Below are 20,443 nucleotides of genomic sequence, written 5' to 3'. Positions count from 1 at the left end.
TATCTAATCTGTTTTTGGTGAATTGTCCGACAAAAAACACACCAGTTCTTCACGTTCCTCGGTATTTTAAGAATATTCCCAGAAAAATTAGAAACATCAAAGTTCAGAAGAATTTATACCGCGAACATCTTTAAAAAGAAAGGTCTCAGATATTCGCATTGATGAAAGGAACGGATCCGATGACAAGCTTAACGCCATTGCATGAAACCTATTGCAAGTGGGATCGTACTCCTCCTACCCAGGCAGATGTACTGGAAGGACTTGCTCAGCTTGTTACCATGCGGTTTAATGATGTTGCCCAAGAACTGATCAAGACTATCCAGCGTGAAATCTTATATAGTTTCTTTGGTTTAAGTGAACGTCATTCAGAAAAAATCCAGAACCTGCCTGCCATTGTCCGGCTCTATCAACGTTCCTATGACCTGTTGTTCCACTATGGCAATACCATGGTTGCCCCTGGACTGCGCCGTATCATTACCAAATTTCCACGCCTGCATGACAAGCCGCTGACACCAAGCCTGCATTTTCTGGTAAGTGTATTAAATGGCATTATTGGCGACTATCTGATCAAGCATCAAAATCCGATGGCGTTGCCGATGGTGATTTATGATCATTATACCTCACTACAGCAGGGCGAATTGACGGGTCGAATTACTATCTTCGTGCATGGTTTATGCATGAATCATCTGACCTGGTCCAATCATAAGCATGAAGGCATTGGTGAAAAGCTGCTGACGCAGCGTGATAACAATACCATGTTGTACCTCAACTATAATTCCGGACGCCGTATCTCCGCCAATGGCCGTAGTCTGGCCAATACCCTGCATGACTTGATCACCCGCAATCCCGGCATTACCAGTATTGATCTGATCGGACACAGTATGGGCGGATTAGTTGCTCGTAGTGCCCTGTTCTATGGCAAACAGCATGTCTATGAATGGGTCAATATGGTCGACAATCTGGTCTGCCTCGGCTCACCACATCATGGTGCAGCATTAGAGCGCTTTGGTTTTAGCCTACAGGATAAATTGGGACGCTTCCCGTTTGGAAAGATTATTGGTCATGTGGTGAATATCCGCAGTAATGGCATTCTGGATCTGCGCCACGGCAGTGTTCGGGATGATGACTGGGAACATAATGAAGTCAGAATTGGCCTAATGGATGATAACCGTAAACCGGCACCGATTCCGTCGCATATCCAGACCTATCTGGTGGCCGGTACAATTGAATATGAAAACCGGCATAACCGCACCCGCAATGTGATTGGGGATTATCTGGTCAGTGTCAAAAGTGCGCTCGGTGAACATCCAAACCCGCGTTTTCAGTTGAAAGTTCCAGACTCCCATAAAGCGATTTTCTATGGATTGAACCATTTTGAAATACGGTTTCACCCACAAGTGGCTGAACAGATCGTGCGCTGGTTCTATCCGAGTGTGGAGGACAAAGTCTTTGACCAGATCCATGAATATATGATGGACCTGGAAAGTGTTGAAGGCATTGCGCTGACCTGATTCAGCTATAAAAAAAACCCTCAAATGAGGGCTTTTATTTGCATCAGTATTTATCTCTTAGGCGTTTGACTGGCGCCGTCTGATATTTGCGGAATAACTGCCATAAACTGACCAGCAACAAGATACTGAAAAATACCAGTGACCAGACCGGTAAAGACTGCCCCAGAAAAGTCCAGTCCACTTTGGCACATTCACCTGAACCGCTGAGTACTTGCTGGAACACCGACTTCATTGGCAAGGTTTCCAGCCAGTAATCCAGACCCGGACCACAACTTGGTACTTTATCCGGCGGCAGGTTTTGCAGCCAGACATGACGTCCTGCTACACCTGCGGACCACAAAATACTCAGTGATCCTAAAAAGGCATACAGGCGTTTCATGCCATTTGCTTTCGGATTATGCAAGAAAGCAATGAAAGAAATAATCCCCAGACCAATCAGGCCAATACGCTGAAAAATACACAACGGGCAAGGCTCAAGGCCCTGCACATGTTCTAGATATAATGCAAATGCCATCCCCATCACGGATGCGGCAAATAACGCACCACTCACGAAGCGGTAACCCCATTTCATGGTCGATCCTCTTGTTTTTTATCGAAATTGAGCGAGATATTCAGCAAAGCTGATGCTGCTATCTTGCTCGAGTTCCTGCTGTTGCTGCAAGGACTTTTGTACTAACTCATCAAAATATGTAGTGGTTTTTTTACTGAGCTGATGCGCTTGATAAACCGCAGCATGCTGCTGTGCCAGCACCTGGCCAAAATGCCACATGCCACCCTGCTTACGGATATCGCCCACTACAAGCGCAGAAAGTGTCGCATCGACTTCATCAACACGAATTTGCATGGTCTTCATGGCCGTCGTGTAAAGATTATTGCCATATGCTGCATCCAATAATTCTGCCAGCGGCTGCATGCGCGCCAGATGAACTGCACACCAGTCTTCGATTAGATATTTTTGACCATTTTCCAGAATAGCCGCATTCGGAGCACGACCACGATTGACCACTTCAGCCTGATTCTTTTCGATGATGTCCTGCTCATCGCTCAGCAGTGCCGGGCTGTCCTGCAATAAACAGTACAGTGCAACTACTTCCAGGAAGCCTGCGGTATGTTCATCAATCCCGATCGGACTGTATGGATTGACATCTACTGCACGCAGTTCCACATAGCCAATACCACGATTTTCCAGTGCCTGTGATGGAGTTTCACCGGCTTCTGGCACCTGCTTTGGACGTACCAGACTGTAATATTCATTTTCGATCTGTAGCACATGATCATTGATCTGGATTGGTTGTCCTGCTGCATCTTCAAGGCCCAGACGGGTAAATTGTTTATATGGTGTTTTAACTGCTTTTTGCAGACCTTCCAGATAGTCCTGCAAGTTATTGTAATGAATACCGAGCTGCTTTTGGGCTGAGTTCTGATAACCGAAACGGCCCATGCGCAATGCAGTTGAATATGGGGTATATAAGGTGCCGCGAGTAAGTGGCAACAGCTGATGGTCACGACCGGTCATAAAGCATTGGCACACTGCCGGGCTAGCACCGACCAGGAACATCACCAATGGTGTCAGTCGGATAAAATTACGGATCAGCCCCATATAACGGTGGCTACGGTAATCCTGCAGGCTTAAGTTACGCAGTGATTCATCACTTTCGTTGGCCTGTAGCGCTTCGAAGAAATGATCCGGGAAAGACAGATTATAATGTACGCCCGAAATGGTCTGCATACGGCGACCATAGCGCACACCTAGACCACGACGGTAAAGTGTCTTGAATAAACCAATATTGGAAGAACCGTACTGCGCCAGTGGAATGCTGTCATCGCTGCTGTCGAGCATGCATGGCATCGACATCGGCCACAGCTTTTCTTCATCTTCCAGTTTGCGATGTACGATGGCATGGATATCCATCAGGTAATCCAAAGCGCCACGAATACTGTCTTTTGGCGGAGTAATAAACTCCATCAAGGCTTCAGAATAGTCAGTGGTGATATGCGGATGAGTCAGGGCTGAACCTAGTGCTACAGGATGCGGCCTTTGCGACAGAAAGCCATTACCTTGCATACGCAGGCTTTCTCGCTCAATTCCGCGCAGCATCCCCTTGATGAGCGACGAATCCACCCAAGTTGGTAATACAGCTTGGCTGGTCGATTCAGGTTGACTCATTACAATCTCGCTTAATGGGCTAAACTATTAAAATAAAATCATCATTTTATAGAGTATAACGTGATTTTAGATCCGCACATTACACCCTGCCTGCTTTTCAGGCAAACCATTGATTTTAATTCCGCAAATTTTTAACACAAACTTTCTCTATAAGACATGTGAAATTTGTGATTTTATTAACAAATAAATGCTAATGAATTGTAAACCTTATGAATTATCAAGATATTTTGGACTTCTGGTTTAGTGCCGAAACCCAGCCGAACTGGTTTGCCAAAAGCGACCATTTCGACCAAAGTTTGACTGAGCAATTTTCAGAAATTCTGGAACAGGCAAGTCAGGCTGAATTATGGTCCTGGCGTAAAACTGCCGAAGGCCGTCTGGCAGAAATCATTGTTCTGGACCAGTTTTCTCGCAATATTTTTCGGGGTACTGCACGTGCTTTTGCCCAGGATAGCCTGGCTCTAGCTCTGGCACAGGAAGCCATTAGCCTGGATCTGGACAAGCAGCTCAGTCCGGAACAGCGGGCTTTTTTATATATGCCGTTCATGCACAGTGAATCCAGACTGATTCATGAATATGCCTTCAAACTATTTCAACGCCTTGGTAATCCGTCTAATCTCGAATATGAAATTAAGCATAAAATCATTATCGAACGCTTTGGACGCTACCCACATCGCAACCAGATTCTGGGCCGTGAATCTACCGAGGAAGAATTAAGTTTCCTGACCCAGCCGGATAGCAGTTTCTAGGAATTTTCAGGTACTGCTGTCGCTGGATCACCCCATCAGGAGAACGAAGATGAAGAAGACCATCATCGCCTTAGCATTTGCAAGCACTGCCCTGCTTTCAGGCTGTGCAACGACGCCTTCCAAACCACTGACCTTTGATCAGCTCGGCCAGTACAGTACTACACCTCTCAATGCCCAGACTTACCGGATCAGTTTCAAGGCGCGTCCAAACATGAGCTTTGGGACAGCTGAAGAAATTACCTTAGTTAAGGCGGCCCAGACGACTATACAGAATGGTTTCCAGTTCTTTCGGGTGCTGGATGATCCAAGCAACCGTACCCAACGACCTCCGCATGAAGCAATCGTCTATCCCACACCCATGCCATATCCCTATGGCTATTATCGCCGGCATCCATTTTATTGGCCTGATCCCTTCTATGACATGCCGTATCGTGTCACTGTAGAGCCAGCACAGATTGCCTATACTATTGAATGCTTTAAACAGGGACAGGCACCCAAAGATGCCTTCGATGCTCGCTTGATTCTACAATCGCTCGGCGCTAAATATGGTCTGAGCCCAACAGGTGAGATACTGCAGCCACAGCCCGTGACTATGGCTAAATAGGAGTCTTTATGCAGACAGAGACCAGTTCACCGAGCCTGCAACGCAGTAAACGTTTTGCCACCATTGCCTTAATTGTGGCTGTCGTCACCTGGCTGGCACTGATGGTCGCTGCCAAATTACTGCCAGAATATGTATGGTTGATCCATATCCTGATGCTGTCTGCAGAAGCAGGTGTGGTAGGTGGAATGGCAGACTGGTACGCAATTACCGTTCTGTTCCGCAATCCTTTTGGCAAGTTGCCCATTCCCAGGTTTCTGCGTGACCACACCGAGATCATTCCACGCAATAAGGCTCGTATTGCCGAGTCGATGGGCCGCTTTGTGCAGGAAAACTTTCTGTCTCCACAGATTGTGGAGCGTAGTCTGGCCAGTACCGACCTGAGCCTGGCAGCAGGCCGCTGGCTGGCAAATCCGGAGAATAACCGTCAGGTGACTCAGGTCATCCAGCAGACTGCTCCACGGATCTTTGAATTTGTCGGTCAGGAACAGATTTCCGGCTTTATTCAGAGCAATAGTGTGCAATGGGTGAAAAGCACCCAGATCAATCATCTGGCCAGTGAGATGCTACGTGCCGTCCTGGAAAATGATTTTCATCAGGATGTTCTGCAACGTGGCCTGGATCTGGTACATGCCTGGATGACGTCTCATCCGGAGCAGACCCGTGAACTGACCCGTACCCTGTTTAAGGAAATGGGGGTGTGGAAATTGGCAAAGGGTGCCAGCTGGATCGGGATTGACGTGCAACAGCGCAGTATCGACTCGGTAATTCAGCGCGTCGAAGCCATGCTGGCAGATCCGGATCATCCTTGGCGCCTGAAGATTGAAGAGTCCGCCCATCAGCTGATGCTGCAACTAGCTGACAATGATAGCGATGCCAGTCAGCGTCTAAATTCTGCTAAAGAGGCCCTGCTGGACAGCCCACAGGTACTGAACTTCATTAGTGGTGCCGTGGTGATTCTCTGTGATGCGATCAAGGCAGATCTGGAAAAACCGGATTCCGGTATTGCAGAGAATCTACGTATTGCCATTCAGCAAGTGGGTGAAAATATCATTTCCAACAGTTCAGTGCGTGAATTACTGAATAACCGTATGAGTAATATGGCAGTTGACTTAAGTGATCAATACAGCGAGAAAGTCATCCGTTTTATCAGTGAACGGATTCATGAATGGGATTCACGTGAAATGATTGACAAGATTGAAAATGAGGTCGGTGGCGATCTGCATATGATCCGGGTCAACGGCGTGGTGGTCGGGGCCTTTATCGGTCTGGTACTGGGGATTATCCGGGCCATTGTCGAATATGTGCTTTGATTCTTAGCTTATGCTCAAATCTCAGGGATTGAGCCATCATTCAATTTTCTATTTGCCAGATAAGAACTCTAGGAAACCTTAAACGTGTTTTAAGCAGTACAAGGTCAGGTGTAGTTCCTGCTAGAACAATCTTGGTAATCCTTTTGTTCTGCTTAATCTCAAAAAGCTGGAGATCTTCCGGCTTGCTCTAGTGCAAGCCAGAGTCCTGAAAATTGATCATTCGGGCCAGCTGTATACTTTTCAAAATCGGCAGGTAAATCAACTCAATCAACGCGTGAGTTGTATGCAATCAATAAATCTACTTCGGTAGTTGTGAGCCACTCATATCCACCAACAGGCCAGTGAGCTTACGTACGAATGGCAACAATAGCAGCACGATCGGAAAAGCGAACGCCCAGGAAATCATCCAGTTATGCAGCCATAATGAAATAAAACCTTCAATCCAGCCCAAAGTACGCAGCATATTAATGAAAGAAATGATACCGCTCATCAGGCAGGACAGGATGAAAGGGATAATTATCAGTGCCCATTTAGCGGGAAGTTTAGGAGTATTGCCAAAGATAATCGGACGTTGTTGCGAATCCACTGCAAGCTCTTTTTGTTATTTCAATCTGGTTAATATAGGTTATTTTCAGTGATTGAGGATTCATTTTTATAGCAAATTTTGCAACTTGCTTATTACGATATTCTTTATGTGATATACGAACGAATAAATGACAATTTTGTATAAATCTTCCAGCTACCGATCGTATATTTTTTATTCCCCATAAATGGTTTTACCTAAAGAGTCGGAAATTTGCTATATTTGCTGTTTTTCTGCGATATCTATTTTCAACTGATTATGAATACGGCAATCCAAGCAGCTCTCGATCATGCAGTGCAAACCTTACAGGCACAAAACGTACTCCCATCTGACTGGAACAATACAAGTAATTTGACGCGTACCAAAGACCGTAGCCACGGTGACTTTGCATCAAATATTGCCATGATCGCGTCTAAAGCTGCGGGTATGAAGCCGCGTGATTTAGCAGAAAAAATCCTTGCTGCCTTGCCAGAAGTTGCAGATATCAGCAAAGCCGAGATTGCAGGCCCGGGTTTCATTAACTTCTTCCTGAATGCTGACCAGCGTTTCGCAGTTCTGGACCAGATCCAGGCGCAACAAGCGACTTATGGTCGTACCCAGGCCAATGCGGAAAAACGCATCCAGGTGGAATTCGTTTCTGCGAATCCAACTTCTAGCCTGCATGTAGGTCATGGCCGTGGTGCTGCATATGGTATGACCGTAGCGAACCTGTTAGAGGCAACAGGTGCGAAAGTTGACCGCGAATATTATGTGAATGATGCTGGCCGCCAAATGGATATTCTGGCGACTTCAACTTATTTACGTTATCTGGAATTGACTGGCCAAGAACTGGTATTCCCGAAAAATGCCTATCAAGGCGACTATGTTAAAGAGATCGCACAAAGCATTATCGACCAGGATGGCGATGCCTATGTACGCCCGGTAGCAGATGTCTACAAAGACGTACCTGAAGATGTGCAGTTTGCGGCTGAACCGGATGCTGAAGGCAATAAAGTCATACTTTCAGGCGATAAAGAGAAACATATCGATGGCTTGATCTTCAATTCTCAAAGCTTAATTGGCGAAGGTTACCGCGTGTTCCATCAAGCAGCGCTTAAAGCGATTCTTGATGACATTAAAGATGACCTTGGTGAATTTGGTGTGACTTTCAACCAGTGGTTCAGTGAAGCATCTTTGACAGAAAAAATTGAAGAAGCATTACAAACGCTGGATCAACGTGGTTTCTTATACGAAAAAGATGGCAATATCTGGTTCAAATCAACTGAATTTGGTGATGAAAAAGACCGTGTGGTCAAACGCCGTAATGGTCAAACGACTTATTTCGCATCAGACATTGCGTACCACTTAAATAAACTACAACGTGGCTATACCGATATCATTGATATCTGGGGTTCAGACCATCACGGTTATATCGCACGTGTAAAAGCCGCAATTGATGCACTGGGTTATGATTCGAAGAAACTGACTGTGCTGTTAGTGCAGTTCGTCAGCTTATGGCGTGGTGGTGAGATGGTGCAAATGTCATCTCGTTCAGGTCAGTTCGTGACTTTACGCGACCTGCGTAAAGAAGTAGGTAATGATGCAGCACGTTTCTACTATGTAATGCGTAAGTCTGAACAGCATATTGACTTTGACCTTGATCTTGCAGTGTCACAAAGCAAGGATAACGCTGTGTACTATATCCAGTATGCCCATGCACGTATCTGCCGTATGTTAGAAAAGGCTATTGCGACTGGCGTGAACTTTGATGCTGTGGCTGCACGTAGTCTGGCTGCCAAACTCGAGCTGGATGCTGAAACTGAAATCCTGGCAAAACTGGCAGCCTACCCTGAGATTGTGGTTCGTGCTGCAAACAGCTATGAACCGCACCAGGTGGGTAACTATCTGAAAGAATTGGCTGCATTGTTCCATGGTTGGTACAATGAGAACAAAGTACTCGGTGATGATGCTGAACTGACTCAAGCTCGTCTGCTGTTGTCTGTAAATGTACGTCAAGTGCTCCGTAATGGTCTGGAACTTCTTGGCGTATCAGCTCCTGAGAGCATGTAAGCAAAGCACTGCTTTGCATGCTCGCAAGACGAGAGCTAGGCTCGAAGTGGAAATGTAAAGCACTGCTTTTACATTGACGCAAGACGAAGAACTTTGTTCGAAGTGAGCATGTAAGCAAAGCACTGCTTTGCATGCTCGCAAGACGAGAGCTGGGCTCGAAGTGGAAATGTAAAGCATTGCTTTTACATTTGACGCAAGACGAAGAACTTTGTTCAGAGTAAGCATGCAAGTAGACAGCCAAAACTATGAATTAGATGTCCGATTTGACATCTAGTTCATAAAAATATCCTGTGGAGTGGGTGATTTGTATAATGACATTTGTATTACGATCACATACGATGCAGAGAGTAAGGCATAACACCGGTTATGCCTTTTTCTGTCTGGTAAAATAAATACAAGAGGAAATCCCCAGTGTTTGGAAAAACGCAACGCGGTGTATCTGAACGTCCGAACAAGCCAAAGAAGCCATTGATTCCTGCATGGCTAGGCACACTCGTGATCATTTTAATCGTGTTAAGTTTTCTGGTGGCGCTCATGCTGTGGAAGCCATGGGAACCTGTAAAACCAAACAATGATCAGATCACTTCTCAGCATTATGAAGAGGAAGACACCAACAAGGATTATCGCTTCTATGACCTGTTGCCGAAACAGCAGGTTACTCCAATTCCTGAACAGGCTGTGCCTGAAACCAATAAACAGGATGCTGTGGTCATTGTAGAAGCTCCTCGAACTGAGGAAGCTGCACCTGAAACTGTGAATGAGCCGGGACTGGTAACTGAAGAACCTGTTGCACCAGTAGCGACCTATATTCTACAAGTACGCAGTTTTGATGATCCGGATCAGGCAGATGCACGCCGTGCCGAGATTATCCTGAATGGCCTATCTGCGGATGTGGTCAGAAGTGTTGAAAATGGCAAGGTCTGGTACCGTGTGGTTTCCGGTCCCTATGATTCTGTAGAAGCGGCGGTGATTGCACAACAGACTTTGCAGCATAGTGGTATCGATTCGATTGTTGTGAAGCAATAAATAAATTCTAGATCTAAAAAAGCGCCTGATGGCGCTTTTTTTGTACCTTTTAATTCCTCCCTTTTCAAAGGAAGGTCGGGAGGAATTTTCTTAAACGGTATGCCCTAAAGCTTCACCCATCAACACTGTTGAATTGGCTTTAAACTTCTCATCCCATTGCATCTTGTTTTCTTCAAACAGAATGACAGCCGTTGAGCCCAGGTAGAAACGGCCAAGTTCTGCACCTTTTTCTAGAAACAGATTATGCTGGTTCAATTCAATCCGGCCTGAAGGTTTTACTTTACCCGTCGCCACGGTTTCAATACCGGCTACAATCATGGCCCCAACAAGCACCACTGCCATACGACCAAGCTCAGTATCAAACAGGCACACCATGCGCTCATTACGTGCAAACAGGCCTGGAATATTTTCTGCTGTCGTCTGATTGACCGAGAACAGTTCACCCGGTACATACAGGGTTTCTGTCAGTGTGCCAGCAAATGGCATATGCACACGGTGATAGTCACGTGGTGACAGATATACTGTGGCAAATTCACCGTTTTTGAATGGCTGCGCCAGTTGTGGATCGGCAATCAGATTTTCAACTGTAAACTTTTGGCCTTTGGCCTGGAACACATCACCATTTTCAATCTTGCCGAGCTGGGAAATGGCGCCATCGGCAGGAGAAACAATACTGCCCTGGTCAGCGTCAACCGCACGCACTCCGGTTCTTAGACCGCGGGTAAAGAAATCATTAAATGACTTGAACTTCAAGGCATTGGTCTGCTCCGCAATCGACATATCGATGCCGTATTTGGCTTTAAAAGCAGAAATCACCGCAGTTTTTACAACCGGATTTTCACTGGCTGCAATTTTACCTACCACACGAGACAGACGATGCTGTGGCACCACTTTCTGAGCCTGGATAAATAATTGTTGTTTTAAACGCGATGTGATGCTCAAGATGGCAACTCCCCTGTAGCGATTGGACTATCGAGGCGGTTGCCCCATTCACTCCACGCACCGTCATAAGCCTGAATTTTCCAGCCGAGCAGACGTCCTAAGATATAGGCCAGCCCGGAGCGGTGATGTGACTGACAGTACACCACCACAGGCTGCTTAAGATTAAAACCCAGTTGTTCCAGGCGCTGTTGTGTGCGCTGCAAAGGGTGTAATTTTAAATGATTTTCACGGTTAAGGGCAGTACTCCACTCAAAATGACGTGCTCCCGGAATGTGACCGCCGCGTCGCGCTGTCAGACGCAAGCCGGTATATTCATCTTCAGTACGGCAATCCCAGAGCTGGATCTGCCCTTGATCGACCTGCTGACGTAGGGCTTCATAGTCAATCCGTACTACATTTTCCTGATTCAGGTTGATTTGCACCAGTTGTTCGACTGGCTCCAGCTTCACCGGATCAGAGGAAGTCGGCAGCCCAGCCGCTAACCAGGCATGAATACCGCCATTGAGTAAGCTGGTGTTCTCAAATCCTAAACAATGTAAGTTCCATAACAGACGCCCTGCCCAAGCCCCACCTTCATCATCATAAGCCACGACATGATGCTCAGGAGAAATATTCAGATAACGAACCAGTGCTTCTAGGCCTTCTTGATCCGGTAATAAACCCAAAGCTTGCTCTTCCTGACGAACCAGCATTTTTGGCTGTAAATGGAGTGCATACGGAATATGCAACTGTTCATAAACAGAGGCACGGCTCAGGTCAACAATACGGAGTTTTTCATTGCCCAGATGCTGCACCAAGTCTTCTGTTTCTATCAGCAGACCCAAATTAAAAGCTAAAGCTGTCATCGTTATCATAGGTGTTATGGTTCAAATCAGTCTGATCTTAGCACAGCTCATTTTTACAATTATGCGGTTTTTATTGAGTTATTTATCACAATTTATGCTAACGACCCTAACAGACAGGACATTGCATAAAAAACCGTCTCAAGTTTGAGACGGCTGATTGGGATTATTATTCAGCGACTTCGCTGATGTCAAATACCTGACGCAGATACGCAAGGAAGGTATCATTGTCGGTCATGGTTTTTCCTGGACTGTCAGAAATTTTTGCGACTGACTGACGGTTACATTCCACCAGTTTCAGCACGATATTCAGCGGTGTCTGCCCCATGTCATTGGTCAAATTCGTTCCGATCCCGAAGCTAACCTGGAAGCGATCTTTGAAGTACTGATGCAGTTTCCATGCTTTTTCCAGATTCAGTCCATCACTGAAAGTCAGCATCTTAGTCTTGCTGTCTATTTTCAGCTTTTTATAATGTACGTAAGCCTTATCCCCCCATTCATAAGGGTCGCCACTGTCATGGCGTAAGCCATCAAACAGTTTGGCAAAATACAGGTCGAAATCACGTAAGAAGGCATCCATCCCGACCACATCAGTCAGGGCAATTCCCAGATCACCACGATATTCCTGTACCCAGGTTTCAAGCGCTGCTTTCTGGAAATCACGCAGGCGTACATCCAGTGCCTGGAAAGCTTGCAGGAATTCATGTGCCATCGTACCAATTGGGGTAATACCCAGTTCTTTAGCTAATAGTACATTACTGGTTCCACGAAAGACTTGTGGCGCTGCCTTATTAAATTCTTCCACCACATGCTTTTGCCACTCGAAGCTGTAACGGCGGCGGGTACCAAAATCAGATACCAGAAATGGCGGATCATTTGAATCCTGCGAAGCATCGTACTGTTTCAGCAGTTCCATTTTGGCCTGCAGCCGACGTTCACCTTCTATCAGCACTTCTGGAGTACGGATCCGGCTGAAATACAGTTCGTTGACAATCGCCAGGACAAAGATTTCAAACATCATGGCCTGAACCATTGGGCCTTCAACGGTAATGTCTAAACGACCTTCACTGTCGATGGTCGCCTTGATAAAGCGGCGTTTGAGCTGGAACAGCTCCAGATAATCCACAAAATCACTTTTGATAAAACGCAAGCTGCGTAAATACTGCAGTTCATCTTCTTTAAATTTCAGCTGGCACAGCAGATCAAGCTGATGGTTCAGATCATCCAGGATATCCGTGAGTGGATAAACCGTATCTTCAAGATTACGGCAACGGAAATGATAAAGACTGTGCGTTTGCGGAAACTTGTGTAATACCACTTGTAACATGGTGAATTTGTACAAGTCAGTATCAAGCAGGGATTGGATGATTGGCGCCATAACTTAGGAAATATCGCTGTGCTTATCTTTGCATTAAAGCATAAAAAGCCCTGCAATATTGCAGCAATTACATACAGCCAGGAGAAATATAGACCAAAGTACTGCTGTAAATAACAGCTTATTTATCTGCTTTTGCTTTAGATTTTTCTGCTTCCTGGATGATTTTTTGCAGCTGTTTTTCCTGGCCAATCACTTTAGCAAATTCAGCCGTGGTTTTTTGTCCGGCCTTTTTGGCTTGGGCATCACAATCCATCTGACGCAGCTGCTTGGCAATGGCAAATTCCATTTTGAACAAGGCACCCATTAAAGCCGTATTGCCGCGGTTGTCTCGGGCACAGCGGTCTGCACCATGTTTCAACAAGGTTGTAACAATACTCTGATGACCATAATAGGTCGCCATCATCAGCGGGGTATAACCGTCTTTATTGCGCACATCGACCGGAAAGCCATGCTTTAAAAATTCGTTGATAACTTCGCTATTACCAATTTTGGCCGCAGCAAAGAACAGGTCGACCAATTCCTGTTGTGAGGTCATCTGAACGCTTGCCGCAGTTTTTGCAGGGGAGATACTCTTTACTTCAACAGCAGTTGCGAATGCGCAACTGAAGGCAAGAATACTGGCTAAAAATGCTTTTGGCATAAATTTCATGATGAACTCCAACAGAAATCGAAAAGAAAATTTCAGTCACTCAGGATTCAATTCACCTGAAATGAGATAGAAACGGAGTGCCTGTAAAACTCCCCCTAGGGTGCAGGAAAGGTTTGGAGTTTTACAGGACTTTTCGGAGGTGATGCGCTATGCCCTAGTCACCAGTTCCTCAAGACCAATCGGGATTAGTCTTTTAATTTTGCAGCTTTGGCTTTAACCGTCGCCAGGTTACCGTTCACCGCTTTGGTCATACGGGTACCGTAGTCTGCATCTGCCTTGTAGAAATAAGACAACATGATGTGCTTGGTTTCTGAATCTTTGACATTGCCCAGATCAGCAGCAAGGTTCATGATCAGGTCATCTTTCTCTTTAGCTGTGTATGAGCGGTAAAGTTCACCAGCCTGCTTGAAGTTCTGCTCTTTCACGCCAATTTGCTGTACATGACCAGATAATGGTGTTTGTACCGCACGTGCTTTTTCAGTGGCAGCTTTTGGCTCTTTACGGCTTGGCTCATAGTTCACGTCCGAGTCACGCTCAGAGACATTCATGTAGCCATCCTGGTTGTTGTTATTCACATTCACCACTGGACGGTTGACCGGAATCTGCTGGTGGTTTGCACCCAGACGGTACATTTGTGTATCTGAGTAAGAGAAGATTCGACCTTGTAGCAGACGGTCTTCTGATGGCTCGATACCTGGAACCAGGTTACCTGGCGCAAATGCCGACTGTTCAGTCTCGTTGAAGAAGTTCTTCGGCATACGGTTCAGGGTCAAGGTACCGACTTTAGTTTCTGGAACCAGCTCAGTTGGCCAGATTTTAGTTGGATCTAGCGGATCGAAATCAAACTTGCCCAGGTCTTTAGGATCAAGCACCTGAATATACAGATCCCATTTCGGGAAGTTACCTGCATAAATGTTGTTGTAAAGATCATTGGTCAAATGGTTGAAATCTTTACCTTGCTGCTCAGCCGCTTCTTTCACGTTCAAGCCCTTCACGCCTTGTTTAGAGCGGAAGTTGAATTTCACGTACTTGTATTCGCCTTTGTCGTTATACAGTTTGTAAGCGTGAACACCAAAACCGTCCTGTTCGCGGTAGCTGGTTGGAACACCTTGCTTGCCGTATACATAGGTCAGCATGTTGGTTGCCCATGGCTGGCTCGACAAGAAATCAAACACACGGTTGGCATCTTGTACGTTAGTCACCGGGCTTGGCTTCATGGCATGAATGAAGTCTGGGAATTTGATCGCATCACGGATAAAGAAGACTGGTGTCTGGTTACCGACCAAGTCCCAGTTACCTTCTTGTGTGTAGAACTTCACTGCGAAACCGTGCGGGTCACGTAAAGTCTCTGGTGAACCTTTACCATGAATTACGGTAGAGAAGCGTAAGAAAACTGGAGTTTTAGTACCGGCTTTGAACAATGAAGCAAGGGTCAGATCAGACAGGTCTTTGGTTGCAACGAATTCACCATATGCCCCTGTACCACGCGCATGTACCACACGCTCAGGAATACGCTCACGACCAAAACGTTGTAATTTTTGAACTAATTGTACATCTTGAAGTAAAACGGAACCTTTTGGACCAGCAGTGATCGAGTTCTGGTTATCCCCCACTGGCGCGCCGTTATCTTTAGTTAATGGGGCAGCTTGTGCGGCTGTGACAGTTGCAAGCATTGCAACCAGTAATGAACGCTTAAACATTTCTAAATCTCTCAATTTATTACCTTTCCTGCATGGGCTAAGATACTCGAGATTAAAAAATAGATAAAACAGATAATTTTTATAAATTCAATCGTGTTTTTAGATTTCTTAAAATATTATCAAATATAGTCAATAGATTAGAATACATTTTAAGCAGAGCTAATCTGCAGACTTGCTGCGGTTCTTGTACAATGCACATAATTTTCAGTTTTTGAGTCAAATATGCGCGCATTATTACAGCGAGTGCTAGAAGCCAAAGTCGTTGTTGAGGGTGAAACAACCGGAGAAATTCAGCACGGTATCTTGGTCTTTTTAGGGATTGGTAAGGAAGATACCTTAGAAAAAGGCCAGAAGCTGATTGATAAAATTCTGAAATACCGTTTCTTTGATGATGAACAGGGAAAAATGGGCTGGAACGTTGCCCAGGCGAGCGGTGGTTTATTGCTGGTTTCACAGTTTACCCTGATGGCCCAAACCAAAAAAGGTTTACGTCCTGACTTCGGTCCGGCCATGCCACCGGCTGAGGCCAAAGCGCTGTATGAGCAGCTGGTAGAGTATGCTCAAAGCCAGTTCGATCATGTACAAACTGGTATTTTTGCTGCCGACATGAAAGTGCATCTGGTCAATGACGGACCGGTGACGTTTAATTTAGAAGTTGAATAATAAGCTCTCAGATACTTTTTTCTCGAAATTTTTTCTTTATAAAGTATTCTTTTAGATCAGTCCTTATTACTTTGGTTTTGCCCGAATGAGAAGTGGAGCTTCGCAAGGGAGGCATCTTGCGGAGCAATGCTCTTCACTACAAAACTCGTCAGATCTGATTAATGAATATATATCTCGCAGAAACAATCTCTTTTAGCTCTAGTCTTGCCTGAAACAGTTGCGGATGATATTTCATATATTTTCTAAGCTCGAAAAAAATGCTAACCAATTATTTAATTGACTAGCATTCCAGATCTTTTAAAAAATTTAAATCTTATTTACCCGTTTTCTCTTTGATGAACTGACGTACCAGCTTCACCTTTTCTTTGACTGGTTTTGGCAATTTTGGTGGAAGCATCTTTGCCACCTGGTTAAACCAGACCAGCAAGCCAAAGTCACCTTCCATTTTGATAGTGCCATTTTGCATGCCGGTCATAAATGCGGTTGGGTCACCTTTCATCAAAGTTTTAACACCCTGCTCGCTGTCTGCAAACTGCAATACAAAATCTGCTGGCTCAGCATTACCTGATACAGTATCAATATCACCGTTATTGACAATAATCTGGCGCGCCAGACCTTCATCTGTACCGATCTGAATACGGAACTGACGCTCATGGACCAATTCAATAAATTTTGGACTGGTACGTGCCAACTGCTTCATACGCAAAGCCAAGCCTGCAACCAGTAAATCAAGCGGGTCGGTACTGAGATCGACCAAAGGAAGTTTCAGGACAGGAATTGACGACAGTTTCATGAGTTATGCCTATTGTAATTGTACGAAAATTGATAGCTATCCTAGCATAAATTACAAGGAGGTTAAGCATGCAGTTTGTAGATGATCGTTAACAAAAAATGCACCCGAAGGTGCATTTGTTTTTATTGTTTTTAATAGCGCAATTATCGGCTGGATAACTGCTGCTGGTCATCTTCATAAACAGGTGTATGTTCGATGCAGCGGCGCTTGGCCAGTGCGCGCTCGGCACGACGATCTTCACGTAGCAACAATAGAGTTACTATGACCATCACGCTCGATAACGCCGCTAAATAACCATAGGTCATTGGCAGTTCAAATAGTGTCTGTGTTCCCAGGCGAATGACTTCAATCAGCCCCCAGGTAAACATTCCAGCCACCATAAAACTTAACCAGCGACGATACGGCGAGAAGAACACAACAAGTACAGCAGCGGCTACCAGACTAAAGCCCACAATTGTTGCTAAATTCGCTGTTACCATAAAATCCCCTCCGTCCAACCCCAGATCATGCAAGTAATGCAGCGGTTCTCATGGTTGAATGTCGTAAAATCCACTTCGTGGAATATATTGATTTGTCTATCTATGCCAGCATTATGATGAGTTTTTTAACTAAAAAAAGTCCTTTATTTCTGTTCAACGACATATTCTGTCGCGATATTATTTTGTCATTACATTTTTTATTTTTAGAGTTTTTCCGAAACATTTGCCCCATCGATGCTGGCGTGTCATTACAAAATAAACGCCGTTTTTCTGGACTGAAAAAATTATTTTTCCGTTTAAGATGATCGGTATATTTCTATATAGTTCCCTCTACTACTCTTCAGCGCGTGATCAATCAGCATAAAAAAACGCGGCCATTTGACCGCGTTTCTATCTTAAAAATCGCTAATCTCAGGCACGGCTGAGGTCTTTGTCATGTACACCAAGCAGGTACAGTACGCCATCCAGACCGACACTAGAAATCGCCTGATTGGCATTCTGACGGACCAGTGGCTTGGCACGGAATGCCACGCCTAAACCGGCAATCGATAGCATTGGTAGGTCATTGGCACCATCACCCACGGCAATTGCCTGTTCCAGGGAAATACCCATCTCTTCAGCAATCGTCATTAACAGATGCGCCTTACGCGCACCATCAACAATATGACCTTTGACTTCACCTGTCACAATCCCATCCTCAACATCGAGGACATTGGCATGGACCTCATCAATGCCTAGCTTGGCTTGCAGATGCTCAGCAAAGTACTGGAAGCCGCCAGAAAGAATTGCGGTGCGATAACCCAGTGCTTTCAAGGTAGAGATCAGACGTTCTGCACCTTCAGTAATGGTCAGACGTTCTGCGATCTTCGGCAGCACAGATGCATCCATGCCTTTTAGTAGTGCTACACGTGCACGGAAGCTTTGCTGGAAGTCTAACTCGCCCTGCATGGCACGTTCGGTGATTTCAGCCACCTGTGCACCGACACCTGCTTCAATTGCCAGCTCGTCAATCACTTCCTGCTCGATCAGGGTCGAGTCCATATCAAAGCAGACTAGACGACGGTTACGGCGATAAACATTGTCTTCCTGAACTGCAACATCGACATTCAGTGCCGTAGACAGGCTTAGGCAGGCTGTACGCATTGCTGCGGCATCCAGCATCTGACCTTTCAGGCTGAACTGTACACAGGCACGTTTTGGTCCAGCCTCCGTATCATCATCGTCCAGTACCGGACGACCGGAGAGTCGGGTTACAGTTTCAATATTAAAGCCTTGACTGGACACGATCTGGGTCACGGCTTGCAAGTGGGAAGCCTTTAATTCCGGGGCCAATGCGGTCACGATATAACGGGTCTGACCGCCTTCTTTGACCCATTGATTGTATTCTGTGACAGAGATCGGTTTAAAGCGCACTGTTAACCCGATATCATGTGCTAGAATCAGGATTTCCTTCATGGCTAATGCGGTAGCGGTCTGGTCGTCCGAAGATACAACAATACCTAAGGTCAACTGGTTATGAATAACCGCTTGTCCAACATCCAGGATCTGTAAGGAATGAGCGGACAAAACCTGCATTAATCGTGTAAATTGATTAGGCTGGTCGGGTCCTAAGAATGATATAAGAATGATTTCTCGCATGAATTGACTCGGGTCTGAGCTACAACTATTGTTAGAATCATAATCGAATTTGAATAGAATTGCCTTGGAAGTTTACGTTGAATGCGCCTAGACAAGGGCTATTTGCTAGCCTACTGATTATAAGTTTTGCCCTTCATACCTTCTTACTGGTATTGGCAACCACTCACCAGCTGAATGAAAACCGTGCCAGCCAAGGTCAGCTCATGACCAGTCAACTGGTGACAGACAGCCTAGCTGAGCTGGATCCAGCCAATCGTGTTTCATTGGCTTTACTGGCAAATCGTTATTCCACTAACCCAAGTGTTGCCTCAATTCGCATCCTGGATGCAAATGCTCAGGTTTTAGCCACTGGTGGTCTGACGAAAACCCGAGATGGTGAGGTTTTTGTCCGCGAAGCATTACTTAACGAGAAAAAAGTCGGTTCAGTTGAGATTACTTTGATTGAGCCAAGTATCGGTGAAATTCTGCGTACCCAGTGGACAGCGATTTTATTCTCTTTCATTCTGCATAGTTTATTATGGTTAGCTTATCGCGCCATTGCCCGTCCAAGCCGCAGTGAATACCTGGCGCGCATCAATAATGAATCACGTCTGAAATTTGAAATTCAAACGCTGACTCAGGCACTGGAACAGGAAAAACACAATGCGGCTTTGGCAATTGCTCAGGCACAGCAAGCGGTTCACAATAAGCCAAAGGAAAAAGACAGCACGCCGGCTGTAGTCGAAAAAGATACCCTGTCGCTGAATATCCAGTTCTATGATCCCAAACAGCTGCTGGATTCGGTCAACAAGACTGTGTCTGTGCCTTATTTCAACTTGTGTCAGATCTTCCTAAATAAGGCCACTGAACTGTGCGTACAACATTATAAACTGAACAGTTCGGATGTCTGGACGGTACACAAGTTTGATGAAAAAGGTGCAACACTGAGTATTGCCGCAGACAAGCCCAATGCCCTCGCCTGCCTCACCCTGATCAGCTATGTCTTCCAGTTACTTTCTGAAGTGCTGTACAAACGCTATCGTGAAGATAAACGTTTTGTCTTGCAGACACGCAGCGCGATCGCTTCAAAAGTGGATGAAATGCAGCTGAATTCAACTCAAGCGGCTGAACGTCTGGCACAGCAACTGATAGCGCGTGAAAGTGCGGTACATGTCCCGAATTTCTTACTTAAATCTATTTCTGATCACTATGAACTGGTCAGCATGCCAAATCCAACCAATGTCCTGACCCGTCATGCTTTCGTGATGAATGGGATGGATGCCGAGATGGCAGAACTGGCGCAAAGCTTCCGAACCGATATCCTGAAATCGAAACAGTCCAAAGCCTCCTAATAAATTTTGAAGAGTAAAAAGCCCGATCT

General features: G+C 45.5%; 19 protein-coding genes. 8 read left to right on the top strand and 11 right to left on the bottom strand.

The features are described from left to right. Window positions 1-179: 179 nt before the first annotated feature. Window positions 180-1,511: a PGAP1-like alpha/beta domain-containing protein gene (locus tag F899_RS01750; protein WP_004813848.1), complete on the top strand. Its 1,332-nt coding sequence runs from the start codon at window positions 180-182 to the stop codon at window positions 1,509-1,511. A 43-nt stretch (window positions 1,512-1,554) separates the two neighbouring features. Here the strand turns inward: F899_RS01750 and F899_RS01745 are convergent, their stop codons facing one another. Together F899_RS01745 and gshA are read right to left on the bottom strand one after the other, a co-directional pair. After that, window positions 1,555-2,082 carry a disulfide bond formation protein B gene (locus F899_RS01745; protein WP_004813849.1) on the bottom strand — a complete coding sequence of 176 codons (528 nt, stop codon included), beginning with the start codon at window positions 2,080-2,082 and terminating at the stop codon, window positions 1,555-1,557. An 18-nt stretch (window positions 2,083-2,100) separates the two neighbouring features. Next, window positions 2,101-3,678 (bottom strand): glutamate--cysteine ligase, encoded by a 1,578-nt coding sequence (gshA, locus tag F899_RS01740; protein WP_005220516.1) that lies wholly within the window; start codon window positions 3,676-3,678, stop codon window positions 2,101-2,103. A 209-nt stretch (window positions 3,679-3,887) separates the two neighbouring features. Between gshA and F899_RS01735 the strand changes: the two genes are divergently transcribed. The 3 genes from F899_RS01735 to F899_RS01725 are packed head-to-tail and all read left to right on the top strand — an operon-like array spanning window position 3,888 to window position 6,341. Beyond that, window positions 3,888-4,427, top strand: coding sequence for a DUF924 family protein (locus F899_RS01735; RefSeq protein WP_004813851.1), 540 nt, complete (start codon window positions 3,888-3,890; stop codon window positions 4,425-4,427). Between the two features lie 49 nt (window positions 4,428-4,476). Next, a complete protein-coding gene (locus F899_RS01730) occupies window positions 4,477-5,031 on the top strand; it encodes a CC0125/CC1285 family lipoprotein (RefSeq protein ID WP_005220515.1) in 555 nt (184 codons plus the stop codon). Between the two features lie 8 nt (window positions 5,032-5,039). Further along, on the top strand, window positions 5,040-6,341 hold the full coding sequence (locus F899_RS01725; protein ID WP_005220514.1) for a DUF445 domain-containing protein: 1,302 nt from the start codon (window positions 5,040-5,042) through the stop codon (window positions 6,339-6,341). A 298-nt stretch (window positions 6,342-6,639) separates the two neighbouring features. On the opposite strand, the gene F899_RS01720 is transcribed toward F899_RS01725, so the two are convergent. Continuing rightward, on the bottom strand, window positions 6,640-6,927 hold the full coding sequence (locus tag F899_RS01720) for a DUF2798 domain-containing protein (RefSeq protein ID WP_004813857.1): 288 nt from the start codon (window positions 6,925-6,927) through the stop codon (window positions 6,640-6,642). 255 nt (window positions 6,928-7,182) lie between these two features. Here F899_RS01720 and argS point away from each other — a divergent pair, with 255 nt between their 5' ends. Both argS and F899_RS01710 read left to right on the top strand, forming a co-directional pair. Further along, complete coding sequence (gene argS, locus F899_RS01715; protein WP_017401707.1) at window positions 7,183-8,973, top strand: arginine--tRNA ligase; 1,791 nt, start codon at window positions 7,183-7,185, stop codon at window positions 8,971-8,973. A gap of 411 nt (window positions 8,974-9,384) precedes the next feature. Further along, window positions 9,385-9,999 carry an SPOR domain-containing protein gene (locus F899_RS01710; RefSeq protein WP_004813862.1) on the top strand — a complete coding sequence of 205 codons (615 nt, stop codon included), beginning with the start codon at window positions 9,385-9,387 and terminating at the stop codon, window positions 9,997-9,999. Between the two features lie 90 nt (window positions 10,000-10,089). Here the strand turns inward: F899_RS01710 and asd are convergent, their stop codons facing one another. The 5 genes from asd to F899_RS01685 all read right to left on the bottom strand — a co-directional run bounded on the left by asd (window position 10,090) and on the right by F899_RS01685 (window position 15,510). Then, entirely contained in the window at window positions 10,090-10,941 is an 852-nt protein-coding gene (asd, locus tag F899_RS01705; RefSeq protein ID WP_004813864.1) for an archaetidylserine decarboxylase, read from the bottom strand. After that, window positions 10,938-11,786: a sulfurtransferase gene (locus F899_RS01700; RefSeq protein WP_004890889.1), complete on the bottom strand. Its 849-nt coding sequence runs from the start codon at window positions 11,784-11,786 to the stop codon at window positions 10,938-10,940. The genes asd and F899_RS01700 overlap by 4 nt, the downstream gene beginning before the upstream one ends. Before the next feature lie 166 nt (window positions 11,787-11,952). Beyond that, entirely contained in the window at window positions 11,953-13,161 is a 1,209-nt protein-coding gene (gene pncB, locus F899_RS01695) for a nicotinate phosphoribosyltransferase (protein ID WP_005220513.1), read from the bottom strand. Window positions 13,162-13,279: 118 nt separating this feature from the next. Next, the gene (locus tag F899_RS01690) at window positions 13,280-13,810 is read right to left on the bottom strand and encodes an ankyrin repeat domain-containing protein (protein ID WP_005220511.1); all 531 of its coding nucleotides are present in this window, start codon (window positions 13,808-13,810) and stop codon (window positions 13,280-13,282) included. A 185-nt stretch (window positions 13,811-13,995) separates the two neighbouring features. Further along, window positions 13,996-15,510 (bottom strand): catalase, encoded by a 1,515-nt coding sequence (locus F899_RS01685; protein ID WP_005220506.1) that lies wholly within the window; start codon window positions 15,508-15,510, stop codon window positions 13,996-13,998. 222 nt (window positions 15,511-15,732) lie between these two features. Here F899_RS01685 and dtd point away from each other — a divergent pair, with 222 nt between their 5' ends. Then, the gene (dtd, locus tag F899_RS01680; RefSeq protein ID WP_004890902.1) at window positions 15,733-16,173 is read left to right on the top strand and encodes a D-aminoacyl-tRNA deacylase; all 441 of its coding nucleotides are present in this window, start codon (window positions 15,733-15,735) and stop codon (window positions 16,171-16,173) included. Between the two features lie 313 nt (window positions 16,174-16,486). On the opposite strand, the gene F899_RS01675 is transcribed toward dtd, so the two are convergent. From F899_RS01675 to serB, 3 genes are all read right to left on the bottom strand, one after another. Beyond that, complete coding sequence (locus tag F899_RS01675; RefSeq protein WP_004813874.1) at window positions 16,487-16,966, bottom strand: hypothetical protein; 480 nt, start codon at window positions 16,964-16,966, stop codon at window positions 16,487-16,489. 143 nt (window positions 16,967-17,109) lie between these two features. Then, a complete protein-coding gene (aciT, locus tag F899_RS01670; RefSeq protein WP_004890907.1) occupies window positions 17,110-17,445 on the bottom strand; it encodes a ciprofloxacin tolerance protein AciT in 336 nt (111 codons plus the stop codon). A 411-nt stretch (window positions 17,446-17,856) separates the two neighbouring features. After that, complete coding sequence (gene serB, locus F899_RS01665) at window positions 17,857-19,083, bottom strand: phosphoserine phosphatase SerB (RefSeq protein WP_004890910.1); 1,227 nt, start codon at window positions 19,081-19,083, stop codon at window positions 17,857-17,859. A gap of 77 nt (window positions 19,084-19,160) precedes the next feature. Here serB and F899_RS01660 point away from each other — a divergent pair, with 77 nt between their 5' ends. Continuing rightward, window positions 19,161-20,414, top strand: coding sequence for a hypothetical protein (locus F899_RS01660; RefSeq protein ID WP_004890913.1), 1,254 nt, complete (start codon window positions 19,161-19,163; stop codon window positions 20,412-20,414). The last annotated feature ends 29 nt before the right edge of the window (window positions 20,415-20,443 follow it).

The organism is Acinetobacter sp. CIP 101934 (assembly GCF_000369585.1).
GTDB classification, from domain to species: Bacteria; Pseudomonadota; Gammaproteobacteria; order Pseudomonadales; family Moraxellaceae; genus Acinetobacter; species Acinetobacter schindleri.
This window is presented reverse-complemented; position numbering and strand designations above follow the sequence as displayed.

What these genes read in the sequence shown, in the direction of transcription:
- F899_RS01750 (WP_004813848.1), top strand. Translation starts at nt 180, where the DNA reads ATGACAAGCTTAACGCCATTGCATGAAACCTATTGCAAGTGGGATCGT.
- F899_RS01745 (WP_004813849.1), bottom strand. Translation starts at nt 2,082, where the DNA reads ATGAAATGGGGTTACCGCTTCGTGAGTGGTGCGTTATTTGCCGCATCC.
- gshA (WP_005220516.1), bottom strand. Translation starts at nt 3,678, where the DNA reads ATGAGTCAACCTGAATCGACCAGCCAAGCTGTATTACCAACTTGGGTG.
- F899_RS01735 (WP_004813851.1), top strand. Translation starts at nt 3,888, where the DNA reads ATGAATTATCAAGATATTTTGGACTTCTGGTTTAGTGCCGAAACCCAG.
- F899_RS01730 (WP_005220515.1), top strand. Translation starts at nt 4,477, where the DNA reads ATGAAGAAGACCATCATCGCCTTAGCATTTGCAAGCACTGCCCTGCTT.
- F899_RS01725 (WP_005220514.1), top strand. Translation starts at nt 5,040, where the DNA reads ATGCAGACAGAGACCAGTTCACCGAGCCTGCAACGCAGTAAACGTTTT.
- argS (WP_017401707.1), top strand. Translation starts at nt 7,183, where the DNA reads ATGAATACGGCAATCCAAGCAGCTCTCGATCATGCAGTGCAAACCTTA.
- F899_RS01700 (WP_004890889.1), bottom strand. Translation starts at nt 11,786, where the DNA reads ATGACAGCTTTAGCTTTTAATTTGGGTCTGCTGATAGAAACAGAAGAC.
- pncB (WP_005220513.1), bottom strand. Translation starts at nt 13,161, where the DNA reads ATGGCGCCAATCATCCAATCCCTGCTTGATACTGACTTGTACAAATTC.
- F899_RS01690 (WP_005220511.1), bottom strand. Translation starts at nt 13,810, where the DNA reads ATGAAATTTATGCCAAAAGCATTTTTAGCCAGTATTCTTGCCTTCAGT.
- F899_RS01685 (WP_005220506.1), bottom strand. Translation starts at nt 15,510, where the DNA reads ATGTTTAAGCGTTCATTACTGGTTGCAATGCTTGCAACTGTCACAGCC.
- dtd (WP_004890902.1), top strand. Translation starts at nt 15,733, where the DNA reads ATGCGCGCATTATTACAGCGAGTGCTAGAAGCCAAAGTCGTTGTTGAG.
- F899_RS01675 (WP_004813874.1), bottom strand. Translation starts at nt 16,966, where the DNA reads ATGAAACTGTCGTCAATTCCTGTCCTGAAACTTCCTTTGGTCGATCTC.
- aciT (WP_004890907.1), bottom strand. Translation starts at nt 17,445, where the DNA reads ATGGTAACAGCGAATTTAGCAACAATTGTGGGCTTTAGTCTGGTAGCC.
- serB (WP_004890910.1), bottom strand. Translation starts at nt 19,083, where the DNA reads ATGCGAGAAATCATTCTTATATCATTCTTAGGACCCGACCAGCCTAAT.